Genomic DNA, 20,500 nt, shown 5'->3' on the forward strand with positions numbered 1-20,500 from the left:
GGCGGCCCGTTTAAGAGGCCGCCTTTTTTGCTTTTTTAAAGTATAAATTATCTTCTGAACATTAGTTCACGGTATTTTACCAGTGGCCAATCTTCATCGGTTACCATTAACTCCAGTTTATCTACGCTGTATCGGATAGTATCAAAGTAACTGAACACCTGCTCGCGGTACATAATAGCGCGCTCACGGGCATCTTCGATCTTGTTTGCTACCTTACGTGCGTTAACCATCTCATCCACATTGCGCTGAATAGAGGTAATGTGGCCCGACATTTTCTTGATGGATTCCAAGGTAGTTTGTGTGTATTCATCTTCCAGGCCAAGCTCTTTTAAGCCACGGATGTTCTGGATCAGTTTATTCTGGTACTCTACCGCCGTCGGAATTACGTGGTTTACAGCCAGATCGCCTATCACACGCGATTCGATCTGGATTTTCTTGATATAATCTTCCAATAAAATTTCGTGGCGGGCAGTTAATTCTATTTCTGATAAAATACCATACTTCGTGAACAGCTCCCGCACATCTTCGCGCTCGTACACATCCAGTGATAATGGCGTAGATTTGATGTTTGACAAGCCTCTTGTGGCTGCCTCATCTTCCCACTCTTTTGAATAACCGTTGCCTTCGAAACGAATTGCTTTGGAAGCAGCTACATACTCGCGAAGCACCTGGATAATGGCAACTTCTTTTTTAACGCCCTGTACTTCGATCAGCTCATCTACAGTTTTAGAGAATTTCTTTAACTGGTCTGCTACGATGGTGTTCAGCACCGTCATGGATGAAGATGAATTAGCCGAAGAACCTACAGCGCGAAACTCGAATTTATTACCTGTAAAGGCAAATGGCGAGGTACGGTTACGGTCTGTGTTATCTCTCAGGATTTCAGGGATCTTATCTATGCCGAGCTTCAGGTACATGTTATCGCCTTTCTCGATCGGAATTTTAGCCGTGCGCTCCAGCTCATCCAGCACTGCGGTTAGTTGCTGGCCCACAAACACTGACATGATAGCCGGAGGTGCTTCGTTGGCGCCCAAACGGTGATCGTTGCTGGCTGAGGCAATGCTGGCGCGCAACAGGTCGGCATGGGTATAAACCGCCATCACCGTGTTGATGAAGAACGTCAGGAACTGCAGGTTTTCTTTTGGTCTTTTGCCCGGAGCCAGCAGGTTTACGCCGGTGTTGGTGCTAAGTGCCCAGTTGTTATGTTTACCACTGCCGTTTACGCCTTTAAATGGTTTCTCGTGCAGTAATACTTTAAAGTGATGGCGTTCCGCAACGCGGTCCATAATATCCATCAGAAGCTGGTTATGGTCTACAGCCAGGTTGGCATCTTCAAAAGTTGGCGCGCACTCGAACTGGTTTGGCGCTACTTCGTTGTGGCGGGTTCTTAACGGAATGCCCAGCTTTAAACCGGCCTTCTCGAAATCAACCATAAAGGCGTGTACTCTGCTTGGGATCGATCCGAAATAATGGTCTTCCAACTGCTGTCCTTTTGCCGGTGCGTGGCCGAATAAGGTACGGCCGGTCATAACCAAATCCGGGCGGGCTTCCCAAAGCGCACGATCTACCAGGAAATACTCCTGCTCAATACCAAGCGTTGTGTTGATCTTGGTTACATCCTTATCAAAATATTGCGCTACCGTTAAAGCAGCATCGCTTATCAAGTTCAATGATTTTAAAAGCGGTGTTTTATAATCGAGGGCTTCGCCGGTATAAGATACAAATATGGTCGGAATGCAAAGCGTGCGGGTTCCGGCATTTTCGATCAGGAAAGCAGGCGAAGACGGGTCCCAGGCGCTATAACCGCGGGCTTCGAAGGTATTACGGATACCACCGCTCGGGAAAGAGGATGCATCCGGCTCCTGCTGTACTAGGGCGCTGCCTTTAAAATTTTCGATGGCCTCCCCATCGCCCGTCAGGTCGAAGAAGGAATCGTGTTTTTCGGCGGTTGTACCGGTTAGTGGCTGAAACCAGTGCGTATAGTGTGTCGCACCTTTGCTCATAGCCCAGGTACGCATGGCAGAAGCAACGGCATCAGCCAGGTTACGGTCTACTTTCTCGCCTGCCTCAATAGCTCTGCGCAGTCGCTTAAAATTATCAGACGACATAGTGGCTCGCATGGCATTAGTGCTGAATACGTTTTCGCCAAAATAATCTGAAATGATGTGTGAAGAAGGAGTTACCTCACAAGGTGTACGCTGACTTACAATTTCAAGCGCTTTAAATCGAAGTATGGCCATTGGGTTATTGTTTAAGGACGCAACAAATATAAAGCACAGAATTCATACTTTATACATTTACCCTATTAATTTTTAAGGGGTGTTGAAACATTTTTATACTTTATACTTTGTACCCCTGTACATTTTAAACCCATTTTAAAGAATTCACTATTCAAACCACTCAAAGCAGGTTTAATTTTGAACCCTTGTACTTTTTAACCTTCCTTAAATTAGTTGATCAGTTTCCGTGTTTAAACTAAAATGCTTTCTGGCAGCACCTAACTTATCGTTTATATTTGTACCGTGAAACGACGCATCTATTTTCAGCCGCTATACTTCCTTTTCTGGGTACTCTATTTTATGAGTGCCCGCGCCATTTTTCTGGGCTACCACCTGGATAAAACACAGAAACTAACGGCTTCCGAAATTCTGAACACGTTTTTGTACGGCCTCCGGCTCGACATTTCTTTTACCTCTTATATATGTGCGTTGCCGTTTATAGCGGTTTTGCTCTCGGCTATCTGGCCACGCATAAAGTCAGTTAAGTTTGTCTGGGGATTTACCTGTATCTGGCTGGTTATTATTTCTACGCTGCTGGCAATTGATCTGGAGCTTTATACTTTCTGGGGTTACCGCCTAGATGCCACGCCTTTACAGTACCTGAACACACCTGGTGAGATAGCCGCCTCTGCTGCAGCCGCGCCGTTTTTGCTGCTTGTATTTGTGATTGTTATACTTAGCGGTGCCTTTATACTTCTCTACCAGCTTGGCTTCGATCTAGCTAAATTCAATGTATTCCAGCAAAAATGGGTAATGGTACTTTTATCGTTTGTTTACCTGATTGTGCTGATCTTACCCATGCGTGGCGGCTGGCAACAGATTCCGATCAACCAGAGTGTGGTATACTTTTCCAATACGCCGTATGCCAACCATGCCGGCCTGAACATGCCCTGGAACCTGATGCACGCACTTTTAAAGTATGGCAAGGAAAGCAGTAACCCCTATCAGTTTATGCCTGCAGAGGAGGCTGAGCAGAAAGTGGCCGAATTGCATGCTGCACCAGAAACGGATACGACCGCTTCGCTCTTAAATACGCAAAAGCCAAACGTACTTTTCATCATCCTGGAAAGTTATACCGCTAAATTTGTAGGCAGCCTGGGCGGTGAAAAAGGTGTAACGCCTAACCTGGATAAACTGGCCGCCGAAGGCATCAGCTTTACCAAACTATACGCCAGCGGCGACCGAAGTGAAAAAGGAATGGTTTCGTTGTTGAGCGGCTACCCCGTACAGACGATTACTTCGATCATCAAAACGCCTAAAAAAACAGAGCGTTTGCCACAGCTAAGCAAGGTTTTTAAAGAACAAGGCTACGCGACCAGCTTTTTTTATGGCGGAGAACTGGAGTTTGCCAACATCAAATCCTTCCTACGTAATGGCAGCTATGAGAAGCTGATTGATAAAGCTGATTTTCCTTCGGAAAGTTACAACTCCAAGTGGGGCGCACACGACCATGTGTTGTTTGAGCGTGTTTTAAAAGACCTGAACCAGGAAAAGAAACCATTTTTCTCTACGGTTTATACGTTGAGCAGCCACGAGCCCTATGAGATTCCGATTCCGGCTAAATTCCCGGGTACCACAAACGAAGCCAAATTCCGGAACAGCGTATACTACACCGATTATGCGCTAGGAAATTTTATAGCGGAAGCCAAAAAGCAAGCCTGGTGGCAAAACACGTTGGTTGTGTTAGTGGCAGACCACGGCCATCCCTTACCCGGCGAAGATGCGAACCACGAACGAAGCAAATTCCATATTCCGTTTATACTTACCGGAGGCGCTGTTGCTCAGAAAGGCCTTAAAATAGATGCGCTGGGCTCCCAAACCGACATTGCACCTACCCTGCTGGCTCAACTTGGCTTGCCTTACCAGGACTTTAAATGGGGCCGTAACCTGCTGGCACCAACTGCCTATCCGTTTGCTTTCTATGTGTTTAACGATGGCTTTGGTTTCCTGACGCCGCAAGGTAGTTTCCTCTTTGATAATGTAGCCAAACGACCGATTGCAGAAGAAGGCACCGTAACTGAAGCCCAACGCACCTACGGGAAAGCCTACATGCAATATTCTTTTGAGGATTTCCTGAAAAAGTAAGTTGAATTGTTGATTGTGAATTATTAAACTAACAGCTACCGCGAGTTTGAGCGAAGCGGTAACTTGTGCTTTTGCAAAGCATAGAAGTTTCCAACTTCTATGCTTTGCAAAAGCAAGTATGGCAGGGCCTTATACTTTGGAGATGGCTTTCGAAGTATGAAAAGGCTTTTCCTGTGCTGCCATACTTATCTGGTTGATAAAACGCAATCACCGTTTCTGCAAGCGTTGTTTTCCTGCTCTCGCAGAAAGCAAGTAGAATACTTGCGTCATGCACAACCACAAGTTACCGCTGCGCTCAAACTCGCGGTAGAATTCTATACTTCAGAATTCAACAATTTAATCATCTAACATTTTAACTATTACGCCTTCAACTATTTAACAACCCTCCCGTCAACCTTACCCATTCAGAATTTTATTTTGTACCTTTGTGCTTACTTATGAAAAGAGTTGCATTTTATACGTTAGGCTGTAAGCTGAACTACTCCGAAACAAGCACCATCGGGCGCATTTTCCAGGAGCGTGGTTTCGAGAAAGTGGAGTTTACCGATTCGCCTGATATTTATGTTATCAATACCTGTTCTGTTACCGATAATGCCGATAAAAAGTGCAGGAAAATAGTAAAAGAAGCGCTGAAGCATTCCCCGGACGCGTTTATTACCATTCTGGGTTGTTATGCACAACTTAAACCAAAAGAAATTTCTGAGATTCCGGGTGTGGATGCCGTACTAGGCGCTGCCGAAAAATTTCAGTTAGTTGATATACTGGAAGGCTTCACTAAAAAAGGAAAGGCCGAGATTTACGCCAGCCCAATTTCAGATGCCAACACATTCCATAACTCGTACTCGTTCGGCGACCGTACCCGTACCTTTCTAAAAGTACAGGATGGCTGCGATTATTCCTGCTCGTTCTGTACCATACCGTTGGCGCGTGGCAGCAGCCGTTCCAATACTATTGCCAGCGTAATTAAATCTGCGGAAGAAATAGCGGAATCAGGCGTAAAAGAAATCGTTTTGACCGGCGTAAATACCGGCGACTTTGGTTTGCAGGATGGCAAGCGCGAAGAAACGTTTTTCCAGTTGGTACAAGCCCTCGATCAGGTTGAAAGTATAGAGCGTTTCCGCATCTCCTCCATTGAACCAAACCTGCTGCACCACGAGATAATAGAATTTGTAGCCAACAGCAAGCGCTTTATGCCGCATTTTCATATTCCGTTGCAGTCGGGCTCTAATAAGATTTTAAAACTGATGCGCCGCCGTTACCAGCGCGAACTGTACGCGGAGCGTGTGGAAGCCATTAAAACCCTGATGCCGCATTGCTGCATTGGCGTGGATGTGATCGTAGGTTTTCCGGGCGAAACAGAAGAAGATTTCCTGGAGACGTATAATTTCATCAATAACCTGGATGTGAGTTACCTGCACGTTTTCCCGTATTCGGAACGCGAGAACACGCTTGCGCCAGCCATGCCGGGTAAAGTGCCGGTTAAAGAGCGTAACCGCCGCGCCGATATGCTGCGCATTCTGTCAGAGAAAAAGAAACGCCATTTCTACGAGCAACACATCGGCAACGAGTTTAATGTTTTGTTTGAAGATGACGTGAAAGATGGCGTAATGGAAGGCTGGACAGAGAATTATATCCGGGTGGCTGCCAAGTATGACCCGATCCTGGTAAACGAAACAAAACACGTGCGCCTGACAGGTATAAGTACAACCGGGCTGATGGAAGCAGAAGAAACCTACAAAGAAATTCTGCAGCATTAAGAGCCGCAGTAAGCTGGAAAAACAGAAAATAACCTTATATTTCCTCTTTATTCAGACAAATCACCTTTTAAAACTAATCCTTACAACACGTGAAAGTATCTAAATTGGTTTGGGGCGTAGCCCTTTTTGCCCTGACAACGGCCTGTAGCCAAGAACAAAAGCCTGGTGCTAAAACTACTGCGTCTACAACAACTTCTTCGGATGGCGCAACTACTGCGGCAGTTCCTGAAATCGTTTATGTAAATTCGGACTCGTTACTGGCTAACTACGAATACTTTAAAGAAGCCCGTACCCGTTTGCAAGGCAAATCGCAGAAAGCTGAGCAGGACCTTCGCGCAAAAGCAGAAGCCTTTCAGAAAGAAGTAAACCGCTACCAGCAGTCGGCACAAGGTATGAGCGCCGAGCAACGTGCCTCTACCGAACAGCGTCTTGGCCAGAAACAACAGCAATTAGCTGCCCTGAACCAGAATGCCGGAAACGACATCGCTGCTGAGGAATCAGAAGAAATGAAGAAAATCTACGATAAAGTAGAAGACCACCTTAAAGCTGTAAGCGCAGAAAAAGGCTACAAAATGGTACTGACTTACTCACGTGGTAACAGCGCCATACTTTACAGCGATGCTTCCCTGGATATTACAGAAGAAGTTTTAACTGGCCTGAACGAAAAGTATACGGCTGACAAAGCTGCAACACCAAAAGCAACCACAGAGAAAAAGAAGTAATTTCTAATAACTGATAAGTATAAAAAATCCCGCTGTCTTATCTGGCAGCGGGATTTTTTATGTGATTCATACTTCAGATTGAAAGTATAAAACTGAAGTATAAAAGTATAACCTACTCGTAACGCAACGATTCGATCGGATCCAATTTAGAAGCTTTAAAAGCCGGATAATAACCGGAAATTACGCCAACAACCACGCAGATGGTTAGGCCCACAATCACCCAGAGCCACGGAATAATAAAGCCGCCCTCGCCTATCAGCGAAGCAATGCCGTTGCCCATCATAATACCAAGTACAATTCCGACAATGCCACCTATCAAACAGATCACCACCGCTTCGATCAGGAACTGCTGACGTATTTGTACGGCTGTGGCGCCCAGTGCTTTTCTAACACCAATTTCGCTGGTACGCTCTTTTACCGAAACCATCATAATATTCATCAAACCAACCGAAGCGCCCAATAACGTTATAAAACCGATCACGAAGCCGCCTGCTTTCAGATAACCGGAAATCTCGTTCAGGCTTTGCAGCGCCGAGTCGCTTCTTCTGATTTCAAAAGATTCTTCCTGGTTCAGTCTGTCCTGGCGCACGCTGCGCATGGTGCCCGTTGCTTCGCCCATCACATAATTCAGTTCTTCGGGTTTAGTAATGGCGGTTTTAATATCGAAAGTAAGGGATGAATTATTGGTTTGCGGAATCTGGCGGCCGGTTTCCAGCGGAATAATAATACGTCGGTCGCTGCCACCGCCCATGCTGCTGCCTTTTTCTTCAAGCTTTCCTACAATTTTAAAGCGCCTACCCAGAAACGTAATATTCTGGCCGATGGCAGTTGTTTTAGGAAAAAGCGTTTTTGAAATCTCACTTCCTACAATGGCTACATTTACGCCAAACTCGTGCTCATAATTCGAAAAACCACGGCCTTCTGCCAAATTCAGGCTTTGTAGCTGCATGTAGTTTTCGTCGCCACCAATTACGCTGATGTTCGGGTTGGTCTTTTCTTTGTCGCTTTTCACCACCGTTGCTCCCGAGATACGCGCAGATAAACTCACCACAGCACTTTCCTGCATCAGTTCTTTATACTTTATAGCTTGTTCGTAGGTAATATCAGGGTATACTTTTTCGGTAACGCCTCCCTGGCTACCGCGGTTGTTAAAGCCTTTTTTACGGATATCAAACGAGTTGGCACCCAAACTGGAAAAGGTCTGTGTCAGGGAATATTTCATACTATCCACGGCTGTTAAAATACCAACTAACGACATAATGCCAATCGAAATGATTAGGCCCGTTAGCACCGTACGAAGCATATTGCCCTTAATTGCCCGCAAGCTTTCCAGTATGTTCTCTATCAGATTCATCTATCCTATAAAAAAATGTGCGCTGTCCGGCTAAAATTTCGTTACTTATAACGTAGGGCAGCTATGCTTCTAAGATAACTGCATTTTCTGAAAAAAGAATGAAATTTATACATTCCCTCATATTTTGAAGACGAACAGTATGATTCTCCGTATCGCACTCTTTTTTATACTTGGTTTTACGCTATCCTTTAAAAGTATAGCCAGTACCTTGCTTATACCAATGGATGAAACGCAGAAAGACCACCTTAAATCCTATGGGCTGGCTTACTGGGTTTTATCAAAAGATGTGCAGGTAGACTGGCTCCTTAATTTTAAGGGCGGAAGTTTTGCGTTTAACCATGCGCCGCAGTTCGAGAACGAGCTGATTGTGCGGGGCATCAGTTACCAGGTAATTTCGGATGCGCAGTATAATGGCATTTTGCAGCAGATAGCCGAGCCGGAAGCGAATATGGATGTGATGAAGCTGGAAAAAGTGCCCAAAATTGCCGTGTATACCCCTAAAACTAAAATGCCCTGGGATGATGCTGTGACGCTGGTTTTAACGTACGCAGAGATTCCGTATGATATTGTGTACGACGAAGAAATCATGCGCGGCGACCTCCCAAAGTATGATTGGATACACCTGCACCACGAAGATTTTACGGGCCAGTACGGTAAATTTTATGCCAGCTACCGCCATTACCCGTGGTACCAGGAGCAGCAGCGGGATGCAGAAGCGTCTGCCAAAAAGTTAGGGTTTACGAAAGTGTCGCAGCTAAAACTGGCGGTTGTGAACAAGATAAAGGATTTTTGTGCCGGCGGCGGTTTTCTGTTTGCGATGTGCTCTGCCACCGATACCTATGATATTGCGCTGGCCGCCGAAGGCCTCGACATTGCAGAAAGTATGTATGATGGCGACGCCGCCGACCCAAGCGCACAACGCAACCTGAACTTCAGTAAAACATTTGCCTTCAAGGATTTTATACTTTCCAGAGACCCGTTGGAGTACGAATATTCGAACATCGATATACAACCGCAGGAACGGCCTGTTTTAGAGGCAAACGATTATTTCCAGCTGTTCACGTTCTCCGCCAAATGGGACCCAATCCCGACGATGCTCTCGCAGAACCACGCTAAAACAGTAAAAGGGTTTATGGGCCAGACCACTGCTTTCCGCAAAAACCTGGTGAAGCCGGAAGTAATTGTGATGGGCGAAAACAAAGAATTGGGCGAGATACGCTACATGCACGGCACTTTTGCCAAAGGCACCTGGACGTTTTACAGCGGCCACGACCCAGAAGATTACCAGCATTTAGTTGGCGAAGAACCAACCGATCTGGCCCTGCATCCGAACTCGCCGGGCTACAGACTCATCCTGAACAACATTCTTTTCCCGGCTGCTAAAAAGAAAAAACAGAAAACGTGATTAGAGTTACGAGTTATGAGTCTTGAGTTATGAGTTTAAGTAAAGTATAAATCTCAAATCAGACAGCATTCAAAGTATAAAGTATACTTCTTTTATGAGATTCTGTAAATGCTGTTCTACGAACTAAAATTTTATCCCAAAGTATAAATCATACTTTAAAAACTCGAGACTCAGCACTCGTAACTCAGAACTCAGTTAATGTATTCTGTCGGGGCGGTGCTCGAGGTTAGCGATGATGTTGGCTTCGATGGCGAGCAATTCTTTCAGGCGGGCATCTACTACTTCTACAGGCATGTATTCTTTTGCCAGCTTCACAAAGCTCACGTAGTGGCCAGCTTCTGATACCATCAGTTCGTAGTAAAATTTCTGAAGGTCTTCGTCCTGCAGGTTTTTCCAGAGCAGTTTAAAGCGTTCGCAGCTTCTGGCTTCAATCAGGGCATTTACCAGCAAATGGTCCATTAACTGCCGCTCGCGCTTATCTCCTTTTCGAATGTGCTTACTCAGCTCCACTACATACTCATCGGGCCGGTTGCGGCCTAGCGCAAAACCTCGTTTCTTGAGTTCTGCGAGCACGCGCTCAAAATGGCTCCATTCTTCGGCCACCAGTTCGGTCATTTCCTCTACCAGGCGGGTTTTATCCGGGTACTTTACAATCAGCGAAATGCCGGACGTGGCAGCTTTTTGTTCGCAGTACGCATGGTCTACCAGAATTTCCTCGATGTTTTTTTCAGCGATATTTACCCACCGCGGATCCGTAGGCAGCTCCAGGCGAAGTATAGTTTTGGTAGGTTGAAAATCAGACATAATAATTCTGAATGAAGGTTGAAGGCAAAGTTGCCAGCTAATTAAATTGTTGCGTGTTTAGTTCCCAGAACACGATTCAACAATTATAACCATCCAGCCATTTAACAAATTAATCGAAGAACATCCACTTGATACCAAACACAAAGCTACGGCGCATGCCTGGGTAATAAGGAGTTTCTAAATATCCTGGCTCCCAAAGCTCTGAGTTGATGTGGCTCATCTTCAGGAAAATATTCAGTGTTTTGATATCGGCCGTCAGGAACACATCCAGTACCGGGTAGCCAGCTGTTTTTAACTCGTTCTGAATATAAAAATGCTGAGTTACCGGCATGTAACCATCGCCATAGTAACTGCTTGGCAAATAGGCCTGAACCCCGAACTGGCCATAAAGTGCTTTCTTAAACAACGAGCCTTCAAAGTATAACTTCGAATCCAGGAGCCATTCCGGTACTCTGATTTTGTCTGCATCTGAGGTATTGGTGTAGGCGATAAAATTCTCGAAATGGATGGAGCCAAAACGGATATGATGTTGCAGTTCTGCTCCGAATAGGCGTTGCCTGTCTTCCTGCTGCGGCGTAAACTGTTCGTCAAAATAAAAATAACGCTTAATGTTATTGAAGTGGCCGGTTACGCGCAGAAACTGCCTTTCCCCGAACTTGCTGGCGTAGCCCACTTCCAGGCGGTCATAGACAGAGTTATTGAACCTGTCTTCGTTGTCCCAGTCAAAGTGGTTGCTAAGTATAAACGTCTCGGTTAACGACGGCGATTGCAGCACACGCTCTATCGAACCATACGCGCCACCTAAGCGCGCTAAGGCCTTTACGCGGTAATCGCTGGGCACCTGCACCTCGCCGTTTAAAACAACTTCTGCTTTTTTATAGAAACCACTCAGTTCGCCGCCCACAAAAACCTGGTTATACGATCTGGACTGGGTTAACGTGGCCGCAATAGAATCGGCATTTGGGCGGATGGTTTGCGCAGCTTTATAGGTTAATTTCGAGTTACGGAGCTTGGCGTATACTTTGTATGAAGAAATTTTAGTGCGGCCCGTAAAACCAACAATATTTTCGAGTTCGCGGTATTTGCTCTGGTCTCTGGTCAGGCGGGTGCTGTAAAGGGCGCGCGGGTAAAAGTATACCGATGTATCGTTTGTAGCTGTGTTGATAAGCAACGGAATGCCATCGTCGGTAAAATCATCTTCCTGAAAACCAAGATCGAACTGATGGTATACTTTCAGGTTTTCCTGGGCCAGTTTGTACATGTGCAGCAAATGGTAGGTGCTGCGTTTTTCCTGTGTTGTTGCCTGCTGCAGGTTAATAGTGCCGTTTTCGTACAGAAACAGATTATCCCGCAGGCCTTCTTCCTCGGGTCTTCGCACGCCGCCCTGCTCTACCTGCTCGTGCCTGAACAAAGTAAAGTTGGCAAACAAGTCATATTTCTTATCTTTTGAAGTATAGTGCGAGAAAATCTTAGCACCCCGGCCGCTGATTAAACCGTTTTCCTGGGGCGAGGTGGCCAGTTGTTTTTCCGCTGAAATGATCTGGTAAGCTGCCCCGATGTTCCAGTTTGGCGTGATGTTGCGGGCATAAATTGCTTCAAAAACCTGTTCGCCTCGTCCGCCCTGCACATAATATAAATGCGAGTACGGCGAGCGGGTATCATAATAATTAATATTTCTGGGGTTGTAAGCGTACCTGTCAAAAGCGTGGCGGCCCAAACGCACTCCGATCTTGTTGGGCATCCGGAAAAGCAGCGGTTGCGAAGCTGTGCCGATGTTGCCCAAATGCTGGTAATAAGCCGAATCCTGGAACCAGAAGCGTTCGTTGTGGGTGTTCTGAATAGATGTATCGATTCTGGTTTCTACGTAACGGCCATTCAGCACATCCTGCTCAAAAAGCTGCAAAGTGGTTTTGGGGCTATAAACAACCTCAGTGGAGTCGTCGATTATCTGCGCTGTAGCAACCTGGCCACTGAAAATGCCAAGTACGAGAAGTATGCGGAAGAGTAGCTTTTTGTTCACAGGTCAAAAATAGTCATTTTAACGCAACTACAGTAAGGTAACGCCGGGTTATAGCTTCCAGATTTGCTGCCAGGCATTTTTAAACGGTTTCTGTTGCCTGAAAAGTCTGTACGTGTGCCAAAAGTTGTTGATCAAAACCGGCAGCATCATCCAGGAAAACCACTTCAACCGGAATATACCCAATCGGAAGTTGCGAAGTCCGGCTAGCCAAGGCGCTGTCCTGCATTTTAACGGCATCTTTCCGCGTGGTAAGTATACTTGCGTTTCGATATGCTGGCTGTTGCAGCAATTGTTTCAGGTCAGTTAAGTTCTGCAACGTGTACGTATGATGATCCGGGTAATTAAGATGTTGAAGTATGGAATAGCCCTGCCCCTGCAAATACGTAACGAGCGGCGCAGCATTGGCAATCCCGGTTAAAAGTATAATCTCCTTTCGTGCCTGGAATTGCGTGCTCATCGCTACCGGTTTACCATATCCGAATGTTGAAAAATACACCGGCGTATCTTTACTTGTATACTTTAAGACATTTGCTTTAATGCGTTTTAGTTCAGCTATTTCTATACTTCTGGGGCACTTGGAAACGATCACGGCATCGGCACGTTTGGCGCCATACTTCGGCTCGCGTAAAAGTCCGGCTGGCAGTACAAAATCCTTGTAAAACAAGCGGGTATAATCGGTCAGTAGAATGTAAAAAGAAGCTTGCACAGCTCTGTGTTGAAAGGCATCATCCAGTAAAAAAACCTGCGTTGCCGGTACATGTTCCTGCATTTTAGAGATGCCTTCTACCCTGCTTTCGGCCACGGCCACGGTTACCTCCGGAAAATCGCGGTGGTACTGAAATGGCTCGTCGCCAAGTATGGCCGGCGTGGATTGGGCATCGGCAAGTATAAATCCTCTTGTTTTTCGCTTGTAGCCCCGGCTTAGCACTGCCAGTTTATAGTTGTGTAATAATCGGATCAAATATTCTACATGCGGCGTTTTGCCTGTACCGCCCACTGTTAAGTTACCTACCACAATTACAGGTACTTTAAACCGCCTGGATGCAAGTATACCTTTAGCATAAAACCAATTGCGCAAAGCCATAATACCGCCATAAAGCAGCGCAAAAGGCCAGAGCAAAAGTTTAAGATAATGCAGCATTATTTAGTTTTGATACCTCAATAAAAGTTAAATCAGAAAAGCTTAATCCAAGATTAAAATAGAAGCCTTTACTTTTTTGTAAGCAAATTTAGAATAATTTTATTGCCGACCCGCAAACAAACAAAAATGGCCACTATACAGGAAGTAATTAACGTACTGGAGCAACTCGCCCCCCCCGTTTACCAGGAAAGCTACGACAACGCCACCTTGCAAACCGGTGATGCCAGCCAGCAAGTAACAGGCGTGCTCGTTACCCTGGATTGTACCGAAGACGTGATCGAAGAAGCCCTGGAGAAAGGCTGTAACCTGATTGTAGCGCATCACCCGGTTATCTTTAAAGGCCTAAAGCAGCTTACGGGCCGTACCTATGTAGAGCGTACCATTATAAAAGCGATCCGGCATAATATTGCCATTTACGCCTCACATACGAACCTCGACAGCGTATTAAATGGTGTAAATTCTAAGATTGCCGCCAAACTGGAGTTAAAGAACCAAACCATCCTTTCGCCGAAACCCCATACGCTCATGCAGCTGGTAACCTTTGCTCCTGTACAAAATACAGAACAGGTATTGGCAGCACTGCACAAAGCCGGAGCCGGCCAGATAGGCGATTACAAAGATTGCAGTTTCCAGGTGCAGGGTACAGGCCGTTTTTTACCAACCGGCAATGCTGATCCTACCATTGGCCAGCCTGGTAAACCGGAACAGGTACAGGAAAGCCGCATCGAAGTCATTTTTCCGGCGCATTTGCAGCACAAAATTCTGGCGGCACTTTTTAAAGCGCATCCCTACGAAGAAGTCGCGCATTACCTGTATACACTCGAAAACACGAACCAGGAAGTAGGCCTTGGCGTGATCGGGGAACTGGAAACGCCGCTTACAGAGTATGAGTTTTTAGGTTATCTGAAAGAGAAAATGCAGTTGCCAGGCGTGCGTTATACTTCTGTGGGCACTAAAAGTATAAAAAAAGTGGCCGTGTGCGGTGGAGCCGGAAGCTTTCTGCTGAAAGATGCCAAACGCAAAGGCGCTGACGCGTTTGTAACCGCCGATTTAAAATACCACGAGTTTTTTGATGCCGAAGGCCAGCTTTTACTTGCTGATATCGGCCATTATGAAAGCGAGGTATTTACAAAGGAGATTTTTTATGACACGATTTCCAAAAATTTCCCTAATTTTGCAGTCTGTTTATCAACAGTGAACACTAACCCAATCAGATACACTTTTTAATATACATGGAAAGTACTGTAGCCAACAAATTAGAAGCTCTTCTTAAGCTTCAGACCATCGATTCGCAGCTTGATGAAATTAGACGCGTAAGAGGCGACTTACCCGAAGAGGTTCAGGACCTGGAAGATGAAATTGAAGGCTATGAAGTAAGGGTTCGTAAGTTTGATGACGAAGTTGCCAACCTGAATGAGTCGATCGTTCAGCGCAAACAAGCCATCAAAGATGCTGAAGTTCTCATCCGTAAGTATGAAGAGCAGCAAACGAACGTACGCAATAACCGCGAGTACGATGCTATAACGAAAGAAGTGGAGCTTCAGAAGCTGGAAATTCAGATCGCTGAGAAAAAAATCAGGGAAGCCATTTACCAGATCGAGCAGAAAAACACGGACATCGAAGGCACAAAGCATAAACTGGAAGAGCGCCGCAAGGACCTTGAAAACAAAAAACAGGAACTGAACCAGATCGTTTCTGAAAGCGAAGAAGAAGAAACCGCCCTTGAAAAAGACCGCGAAGCTGCTTCAGGCCAGATCGAAGAGCGTTTGGTAAGCGCTTACAACCGTATCCGTAAAAATGTGCGCAACGGCCTGGCTGTTGTTCCGGTTAAACGTGATGCGTGTGGTGGTTGCTTTAACACCGTTCCTCCGCAGCGCCAGGCTGATATTGCAGCTCAGAAAAAAGTGATTGTTTGCGAGCACTGCGGCCGTATTCTGGCTGGTGTGGAGCAACGCGTTTTCTAAGAAGCCGATCGCTTACAACTTATATTAAAAAAGGATGGCTAACCCCATCCTTTTTTTGTTGCCAACAAACTGTAATGCATACTTACAAAGTATAAATTTGAAGCTTTCCAAAGTATAAGCTGCGCTGCCCGCCTTAACTAATACATATATGTTTTCCGCCACCTTTGCTGCAACAGCGCTTCCTTTTTCTATTCCGGAGTTAAAACAAAAAGCGCTGGCCTGGGCAAATCAGTTTAGGTTAGTTGCTTTTTATACTTCCAACCAGATCGACTATCCCTTCGGCGGTTTTGAGGAGTTACTGGCTGTATCTTCAGATGAGCCCATTCCGTTTGATGCACAGGAAACATTCGAAAGCCTGCGGTCGAACTTACAGGCACAACAGACAACTTGGTGTGGTTTTTTGAACTACGATCTGAAAAACCAAACGGAAAAACTTAGCAGTAATAACCCCGACCATATCGGTTTTCCAAGCATTTTTTTCTTTGAACCGGAAGTATATGTATACTTTAACACTGACATCATAAGTATAAACAGCTCAGCTAATAACATCAACTTTATACTTTCGTCTATACTTCAAACGGAGCCGGCTACACCATCTGCTAATCTAAGTATAAATGTGCAGCAACGCGTGTCTAAAGAAAAGTACATCGCTAACGTAGAGCGTGTGCGGGCGCACATTCTAGAAGGCGATGTGTACGAGCTGAATTACTGCATGGAGTTTTATGCAAAAGAGGTTACCATCCAACCTTTGGCTTTATACCAGGCTCTGAACGAAGCTTCGCCCACTCCTTTTTCCGGGTATTTAAAGTATGAAGATAAGTATCTGCTGTGCGCTTCGCCGGAGCGGTTTTTAAAAAAAGATGGTGCGACGCTTATCTCCCAACCAATCAAAGGCACTATCAGGCGCGGCGCAACGCCCGAAGAAGACCAGCAACTCCAGCACCAGCTACGCCACGACGAAAAAGAACTGGCAGAAAACATGATGATCGTGGATCTGGTGCGCAACGACCTGAGCCGCTCCTGCGCAACCGGCACGGTAAAAGTTACGGAAATGTTCGGTATTTACGGTTTCCGGCAGGTTTCGCAGATGATCTCCACCATCACCGGCCAACTGCGGCCTGAGAACGACTTAGTTGAAGCTTTGAAAGGCACTTTCCCGATGGGAAGCATGACGGGCGCACCAAAAATAAGCGCCATGCAGCTGATCGAAGAACTGGAAGATACCAAACGTGGACTTTATTCCGGGGCTTTTGGCTACATCAAACCAAACCAGGACTGCGATTTTAATGTGGTGATCAGAAGCATCCAATACAACGCCTCCACTAGTTACTTGTCTTTCATGGTTGGCAGCGCCATCACTTTCGACTCCGACCCCGAACAAGAGTATGCCGAATGTTTACTGAAAGCGCAGGCCATACTAAAAGTGCTTAGCTAAACCTTTTAATGGCCTTCATCTCAGAATTTGTATCATCAAAAAGTATAAACTTTAAAGTTTTAATACTTACAAAAGTTAATGTATTCGATTTTCTAATTCTTAATTCTTAATTCTTAATTCTCTCCTGCCATTCTGTCACGGCTTAAAATCTTCTTTGTATATTTGCAGTTGAAACAGTAGAAGTATGGAGCCAATAGTAGACTTAGATTTTATAGATAATCGCACGCCAGAACAAGCCGCTGCCTGCGATACCAAAGTAACCATTGATAGCAACACCGGAAGATCCCGTAAGTTATACATTGAGAGTTATGGTTGCGCCATGAATTTCTCTGACAGTGAAATAGTTACCTCTATCCTATTCGACCAGGGCTTTGATACGACAGCTGATATTTCGCTGGCCGATGTCGTGCTTCTGAACACCTGCTCTATACGCGAAAAAGCGGAACAAACTGTCCGTAACCGTTTAGGCCAGATCAATTACCACAAAAAGAAAAAGCCCGGAATGGTGGTTGGTGTGCTGGGTTGTATGGCCGAGCGCCTTAAAAAATCATTACTCGAAGAAGAGAAAATTGTAGACCTGGTTGTTGGCCCGGATGCTTACCGCGACCTTCCTAACCTGATAAACGAAGTAGATGGTGGCCAGAAAGCTGTAAACGTACTTTTATCCAGGGAAGAAACCTATGCAGATGTTACGCCTATTCGCCTGAACAGCAACGGCGTAAGCGCTTTTATCTCGATCATGCGTGGCTGCGATAATATGTGCTCTTTCTGCGTGGTACCATTTACACGTGGCCGTGAGCGTAGCCGCGATGCCCATTCTATTGTTCGGGAAGCGCAAAACCTGGTAGACCAGGGCTACAAGGAAGTTACCCTGCTTGGCCAGAACGTAGATTCGTATAAGTGGACCTCAGAAGACGGATTGGAGTTTGTAAACTTTGCGCAGCTTTTAGAAATGGTTGCGCTAGTTAGCCCTAATTTGCGCGTTCGTTTCTCTACTTCGCATCCAAAAGATATTTCAGACGAAGTATTATACACCATCAAAAAGTATGATAACATCTGTAAGTATATTCACCTGCCGGCGCAAAGCGGTAACTCCCGCGTGCTGGAACTGATGAACCGTACCTACGACCGCGAATGGTACCTGAACCGCGTAGATGCTATCCGGACTATATTGGGCGAAGATTGCGGTATTTCTTCTGATATGATTGCTGGTTTCTGCACCGAAACTGAAGAAGAACACCAGGATACGCTTTCGCTGATGGATTATGTGCAGTATGATTACTCATACATGTTCTTTTATTCGGAACGCCCTGGTACGCTGGCAGCCCGCAAACTGGAAGATGATATTCCGTTGGAAGTTAAAAAACGCCGCCTGGATGAGATCATTAACAAGCAGCGCGAAACCTCATTGGCCCGCAACAAGCGCGATATTGGCAAAGTACACCGCGTGCTGGTAGAGAACTTCTCAAAAAAATCGAAAGAGCAGTTAAGCGGCCGAAACGACCAGAACAAAGTAGTGATCTTCGATAAAAAGCATTTCAAGAAAGGTGATTACGTGGATGTGCTGGTGCATGATTGCAGCGTAGGCACTCTTTTCGGGGAAGCGTTAGATTAATGTGCTGATTAATTAATTTGATAATGTGCTGATTAATATATTTTCAAAACAGCACATTTAACAATTTTCACATCAGCACATGAACACATTAGCACATTAAATCTATGCGCAACATCGATATTCAAAGTATAAAACAGCGTTTCGGGATAATCGGCAACTCGCCTGTATTAAACTATGCGATACAGGTGGCAGTGCAGGTAGCGCCCACCGATATGACTGTGCTGATAACCGGTGAAAGCGGCAGCGGAAAAGAATCATTTTCTAAGATCATTCACCACCTGAGTCCGCGCAAGCATGGGCAGTTCATAGCCATTAACTGCGGCGCTATTCCGGAAGGTACCATAGATTCTGAACTTTTCGGCCACGAGAAAGGCTCTTTTACCGGTGCTACCGAAACACGCAAGGGCTATTTTGAAGTAACTGATGGCGGCACAATTTTCCTGGATGAGATCGGGGAAATGCCGCTGGGCACGCAGGCCAGGCTCTTACGCGTACTCGAAAATGGCGAATTTATTAAAGTAGGTTCTTCCAAAGTACAGAAAACCGATGTGCGCGTGGTAGCAGCCACTAATGTAAACCTGATCAATGCGGTGGAGAACGGGCGTTTCCGCGAAGATTTATATTACCGCCTGAACACAGTGCCAATTACGGTTCCGGCTTTGCGCGAGCGTGGCGAAGATGTATACCTGTTGTTCCGCAAATTTGCTTCTGATTTTTCGGAAAAGTATAAAGTAAAGCCTATCACGCTTACGCCGGATGCAGTACAGGAATTGCTGAATTTCCGTTTTCCGGGCAACATCAGGCAACTCAAAAATATTGTAGAGCAAATCTCCGTGCTGGAATACGACCGTGAGGTTGATGGTGAAAAGCTGCGTAATTACCTTCCGCGCGAGCAAAGCAGTTCTTTACCGGCACTTTTAAAAAGAGAGTCGAACGCTGAGCAATCTTTTTCGGAGCGCGACCTGCTCTACAAAGTATTGTTTGATATGCGCCACGACATGGCTGATCTGAAGAAACTTGTTTTCGAGATGATCGCACATCAGCCAAATGATAAAGAAATATTAAAAGAGCACAGCCACCTTTTCGAAAACATTGAACCTGCTTACCAAAGCCGTGGTTTCCAGACCCATGAGCCAAAACCCAAGCATTCTGAGCCTTATTACCTGGCTGTAAAGCAAGCCGAACAGGAAGAATACGAGGAAGAGAAAGTAGAAGATATTCCGCACGAGGCAGCCGAAGAAAGCCTATCTTTAGAAGATAAAGAAAAAGAAATGATTCTGAAGGCGCTTAAAAAACACCATAACAAACGCAAGTATGCCGCACAGGACCTGGGCATATCGGAGCGCACCCTTTACCGAAAATTAAAGCAGTATGACATTGAAGATTAATTTCAGGCTTTTCAATCTAGTTCTGGGGCTTGCAAGCTTAAGTTTGAGCGGTTGCGGTGTCTATTCTTTCTCGGGCACTACCCTCTCTCCGGACATCAAAACGATCTCGATCCAGAATTTTGAGAACAGCACCGGCGAAGGCCCTGCTAACTTAACACAGCTGGTTACGAATAATTTTAAGGAGTTTTACCGCCGGAATACAAACTTAACCATACTGCAGCGCGAAGGCGATTTGCAGTTAGAGGGGCAGATCGTTAGCTTTACCTTTACGCCCGCTGCTATAGAGCGGGATGGTATTAACAACCAGGCTGCGCTCAACCGCCTGACCCTGGGTGTACAGGTACGGTTTACAAATACCAAAAATCCGGAAGAAAGCTTTGAGCAGCTGTTTTCTATTCCGCAGGATTTCCCGGAAAACGTGGATGTTACCCAGCTTTCGCCCGCTCAGATTAACCAGCTAACCGAGCGCCTGGTTACCGATGTATTTAATAAAACAGTAGCAAACTGGTAGGTTTTGCTTCCCCCAAACGA

Annotated in this window: 15 protein-coding genes; 10 read left to right on the forward strand and 5 right to left on the reverse strand. The window is 45.7% G+C overall.

Annotated elements, in window-relative coordinates; all coding sequences use genetic code 11:
* Nucleotides 1-47: 47 nt before the first annotated feature.
* Nucleotides 48-2,240, reverse strand: a complete 2,193-nt coding sequence (locus tag DP923_RS08545) for a glutamine synthetase III family protein (protein WP_112305403.1) — start codon at nt 2,238-2,240, stop codon at nt 48-50.
* A 282-nt stretch (nt 2,241-2,522) separates the two neighbouring features.
* On the opposite strand from DP923_RS08545, the gene DP923_RS08550 reads away from it, so the two are divergent.
* From DP923_RS08550 to DP923_RS08560, 3 genes are all read left to right on the forward strand, one after another.
* A complete protein-coding gene (locus tag DP923_RS08550; RefSeq protein ID WP_125047686.1) occupies nt 2,523-4,364 on the forward strand; it encodes an LTA synthase family protein in 1,842 nt (613 codons plus the stop codon).
* 437 nt (nt 4,365-4,801) lie between these two features.
* Nucleotides 4,802-6,121: a tRNA (N(6)-L-threonylcarbamoyladenosine(37)-C(2))-methylthiotransferase MtaB gene (mtaB, locus tag DP923_RS08555; RefSeq protein WP_112305405.1), complete on the forward strand. Its 1,320-nt coding sequence runs from the start codon at nt 4,802-4,804 to the stop codon at nt 6,119-6,121.
* An 89-nt stretch (nt 6,122-6,210) separates the two neighbouring features.
* Nucleotides 6,211-6,843, forward strand: a complete 633-nt coding sequence (locus DP923_RS08560; protein WP_239020976.1) for an OmpH family outer membrane protein — start codon at nt 6,211-6,213, stop codon at nt 6,841-6,843.
* Between the two features lie 112 nt (nt 6,844-6,955).
* Here the strand turns inward: DP923_RS08560 and DP923_RS08565 are convergent, their stop codons facing one another.
* Nucleotides 6,956-8,197, reverse strand: a complete 1,242-nt coding sequence (locus DP923_RS08565; protein ID WP_112305406.1) for an ABC transporter permease — start codon at nt 8,195-8,197, stop codon at nt 6,956-6,958.
* A 139-nt stretch (nt 8,198-8,336) separates the two neighbouring features.
* Here DP923_RS08565 and DP923_RS08570 point away from each other — a divergent pair, with 139 nt between their 5' ends.
* A complete protein-coding gene (locus DP923_RS08570; RefSeq protein ID WP_112305407.1) occupies nt 8,337-9,602 on the forward strand; it encodes an asparagine synthetase B in 1,266 nt (421 codons plus the stop codon).
* A gap of 195 nt (nt 9,603-9,797) precedes the next feature.
* Here the strand turns inward: DP923_RS08570 and miaE are convergent, their stop codons facing one another.
* The 3 genes from miaE to lpxK form a co-directional block, all read right to left on the reverse strand.
* Complete coding sequence (gene miaE, locus DP923_RS08575; protein ID WP_112305408.1) at nt 9,798-10,406, reverse strand: tRNA-(ms[2]io[6]A)-hydroxylase; 609 nt, start codon at nt 10,404-10,406, stop codon at nt 9,798-9,800.
* A 109-nt stretch (nt 10,407-10,515) separates the two neighbouring features.
* Nucleotides 10,516-12,426, reverse strand: coding sequence for a putative porin (locus DP923_RS08580; protein WP_112305409.1), 1,911 nt, complete (start codon nt 12,424-12,426; stop codon nt 10,516-10,518).
* Between the two features lie 79 nt (nt 12,427-12,505).
* Nucleotides 12,506-13,567, reverse strand: coding sequence for a tetraacyldisaccharide 4'-kinase (gene lpxK / locus DP923_RS08585; RefSeq protein WP_239020977.1), 1,062 nt, complete (start codon nt 13,565-13,567; stop codon nt 12,506-12,508).
* A gap of 126 nt (nt 13,568-13,693) precedes the next feature.
* On the opposite strand from lpxK, the gene DP923_RS08590 reads away from it, so the two are divergent.
* From DP923_RS08590 to lptE, 6 genes are all read left to right on the forward strand, one after another.
* On the forward strand, nt 13,694-14,794 hold the full coding sequence (locus DP923_RS08590) for a Nif3-like dinuclear metal center hexameric protein (RefSeq protein WP_112305642.1): 1,101 nt from the start codon (nt 13,694-13,696) through the stop codon (nt 14,792-14,794).
* 5 nt (nt 14,795-14,799) lie between these two features.
* Nucleotides 14,800-15,531, forward strand: a complete 732-nt coding sequence (locus tag DP923_RS08595) for a zinc ribbon domain-containing protein (protein WP_112305410.1) — start codon at nt 14,800-14,802, stop codon at nt 15,529-15,531.
* Nucleotides 15,532-15,679: 148 nt separating this feature from the next.
* Complete coding sequence (locus DP923_RS08600; protein ID WP_112305411.1) at nt 15,680-16,966, forward strand: anthranilate synthase component I family protein; 1,287 nt, start codon at nt 15,680-15,682, stop codon at nt 16,964-16,966.
* 184 nt (nt 16,967-17,150) lie between these two features.
* Nucleotides 17,151-18,581 (forward strand): tRNA (N6-isopentenyl adenosine(37)-C2)-methylthiotransferase MiaB, encoded by a 1,431-nt coding sequence (miaB, locus tag DP923_RS08605; protein ID WP_112305412.1) that lies wholly within the window; start codon nt 17,151-17,153, stop codon nt 18,579-18,581.
* 104 nt (nt 18,582-18,685) lie between these two features.
* Nucleotides 18,686-19,969 (forward strand): sigma-54 interaction domain-containing protein, encoded by a 1,284-nt coding sequence (locus DP923_RS08610; protein WP_112305413.1) that lies wholly within the window; start codon nt 18,686-18,688, stop codon nt 19,967-19,969.
* Nucleotides 19,953-20,480, forward strand: a complete 528-nt coding sequence (lptE, locus tag DP923_RS08615; protein ID WP_112305414.1) for an LPS assembly lipoprotein LptE — start codon at nt 19,953-19,955, stop codon at nt 20,478-20,480. The genes DP923_RS08610 and lptE overlap by 17 nt, the downstream gene beginning before the upstream one ends.
* Nucleotides 20,481-20,500: the final 20 nt, after the last annotated feature.

This window comes from Pontibacter arcticus, assembly GCF_003284895.1.
GTDB classification, from domain to species: Bacteria; Bacteroidota; Bacteroidia; order Cytophagales; family Hymenobacteraceae; genus Pontibacter; species Pontibacter arcticus.

Excerpts from the sequence above, each read along its gene's own strand:
- DP923_RS08545 (WP_112305403.1), bottom strand. The coding sequence starts at position 2,240 with ATGGCCATACTTCGATTTAAAGCGCTTGAAATTGTAAGTCAGCGTACA.
- mtaB (WP_112305405.1), top strand. The coding sequence starts at position 4,802 with ATGAAAAGAGTTGCATTTTATACGTTAGGCTGTAAGCTGAACTACTCC.
- DP923_RS08565 (WP_112305406.1), bottom strand. The coding sequence starts at position 8,197 with ATGAATCTGATAGAGAACATACTGGAAAGCTTGCGGGCAATTAAGGGC.
- DP923_RS08570 (WP_112305407.1), top strand. The coding sequence starts at position 8,337 with ATGATTCTCCGTATCGCACTCTTTTTTATACTTGGTTTTACGCTATCC.
- miaE (WP_112305408.1), bottom strand. The coding sequence starts at position 10,406 with ATGTCTGATTTTCAACCTACCAAAACTATACTTCGCCTGGAGCTGCCT.
- lpxK (WP_239020977.1), bottom strand. The coding sequence starts at position 13,567 with ATGCTGCATTATCTTAAACTTTTGCTCTGGCCTTTTGCGCTGCTTTAT.
- DP923_RS08590 (WP_112305642.1), top strand. The coding sequence starts at position 13,694 with ATGGCCACTATACAGGAAGTAATTAACGTACTGGAGCAACTCGCCCCC.
- DP923_RS08595 (WP_112305410.1), top strand. The coding sequence starts at position 14,800 with ATGGAAAGTACTGTAGCCAACAAATTAGAAGCTCTTCTTAAGCTTCAG.
- DP923_RS08600 (WP_112305411.1), top strand. The coding sequence starts at position 15,680 with ATGTTTTCCGCCACCTTTGCTGCAACAGCGCTTCCTTTTTCTATTCCG.
- miaB (WP_112305412.1), top strand. The coding sequence starts at position 17,151 with ATGGAGCCAATAGTAGACTTAGATTTTATAGATAATCGCACGCCAGAA.
- DP923_RS08610 (WP_112305413.1), top strand. The coding sequence starts at position 18,686 with ATGCGCAACATCGATATTCAAAGTATAAAACAGCGTTTCGGGATAATC.
- lptE (WP_112305414.1), top strand. The coding sequence starts at position 19,953 with ATGACATTGAAGATTAATTTCAGGCTTTTCAATCTAGTTCTGGGGCTT.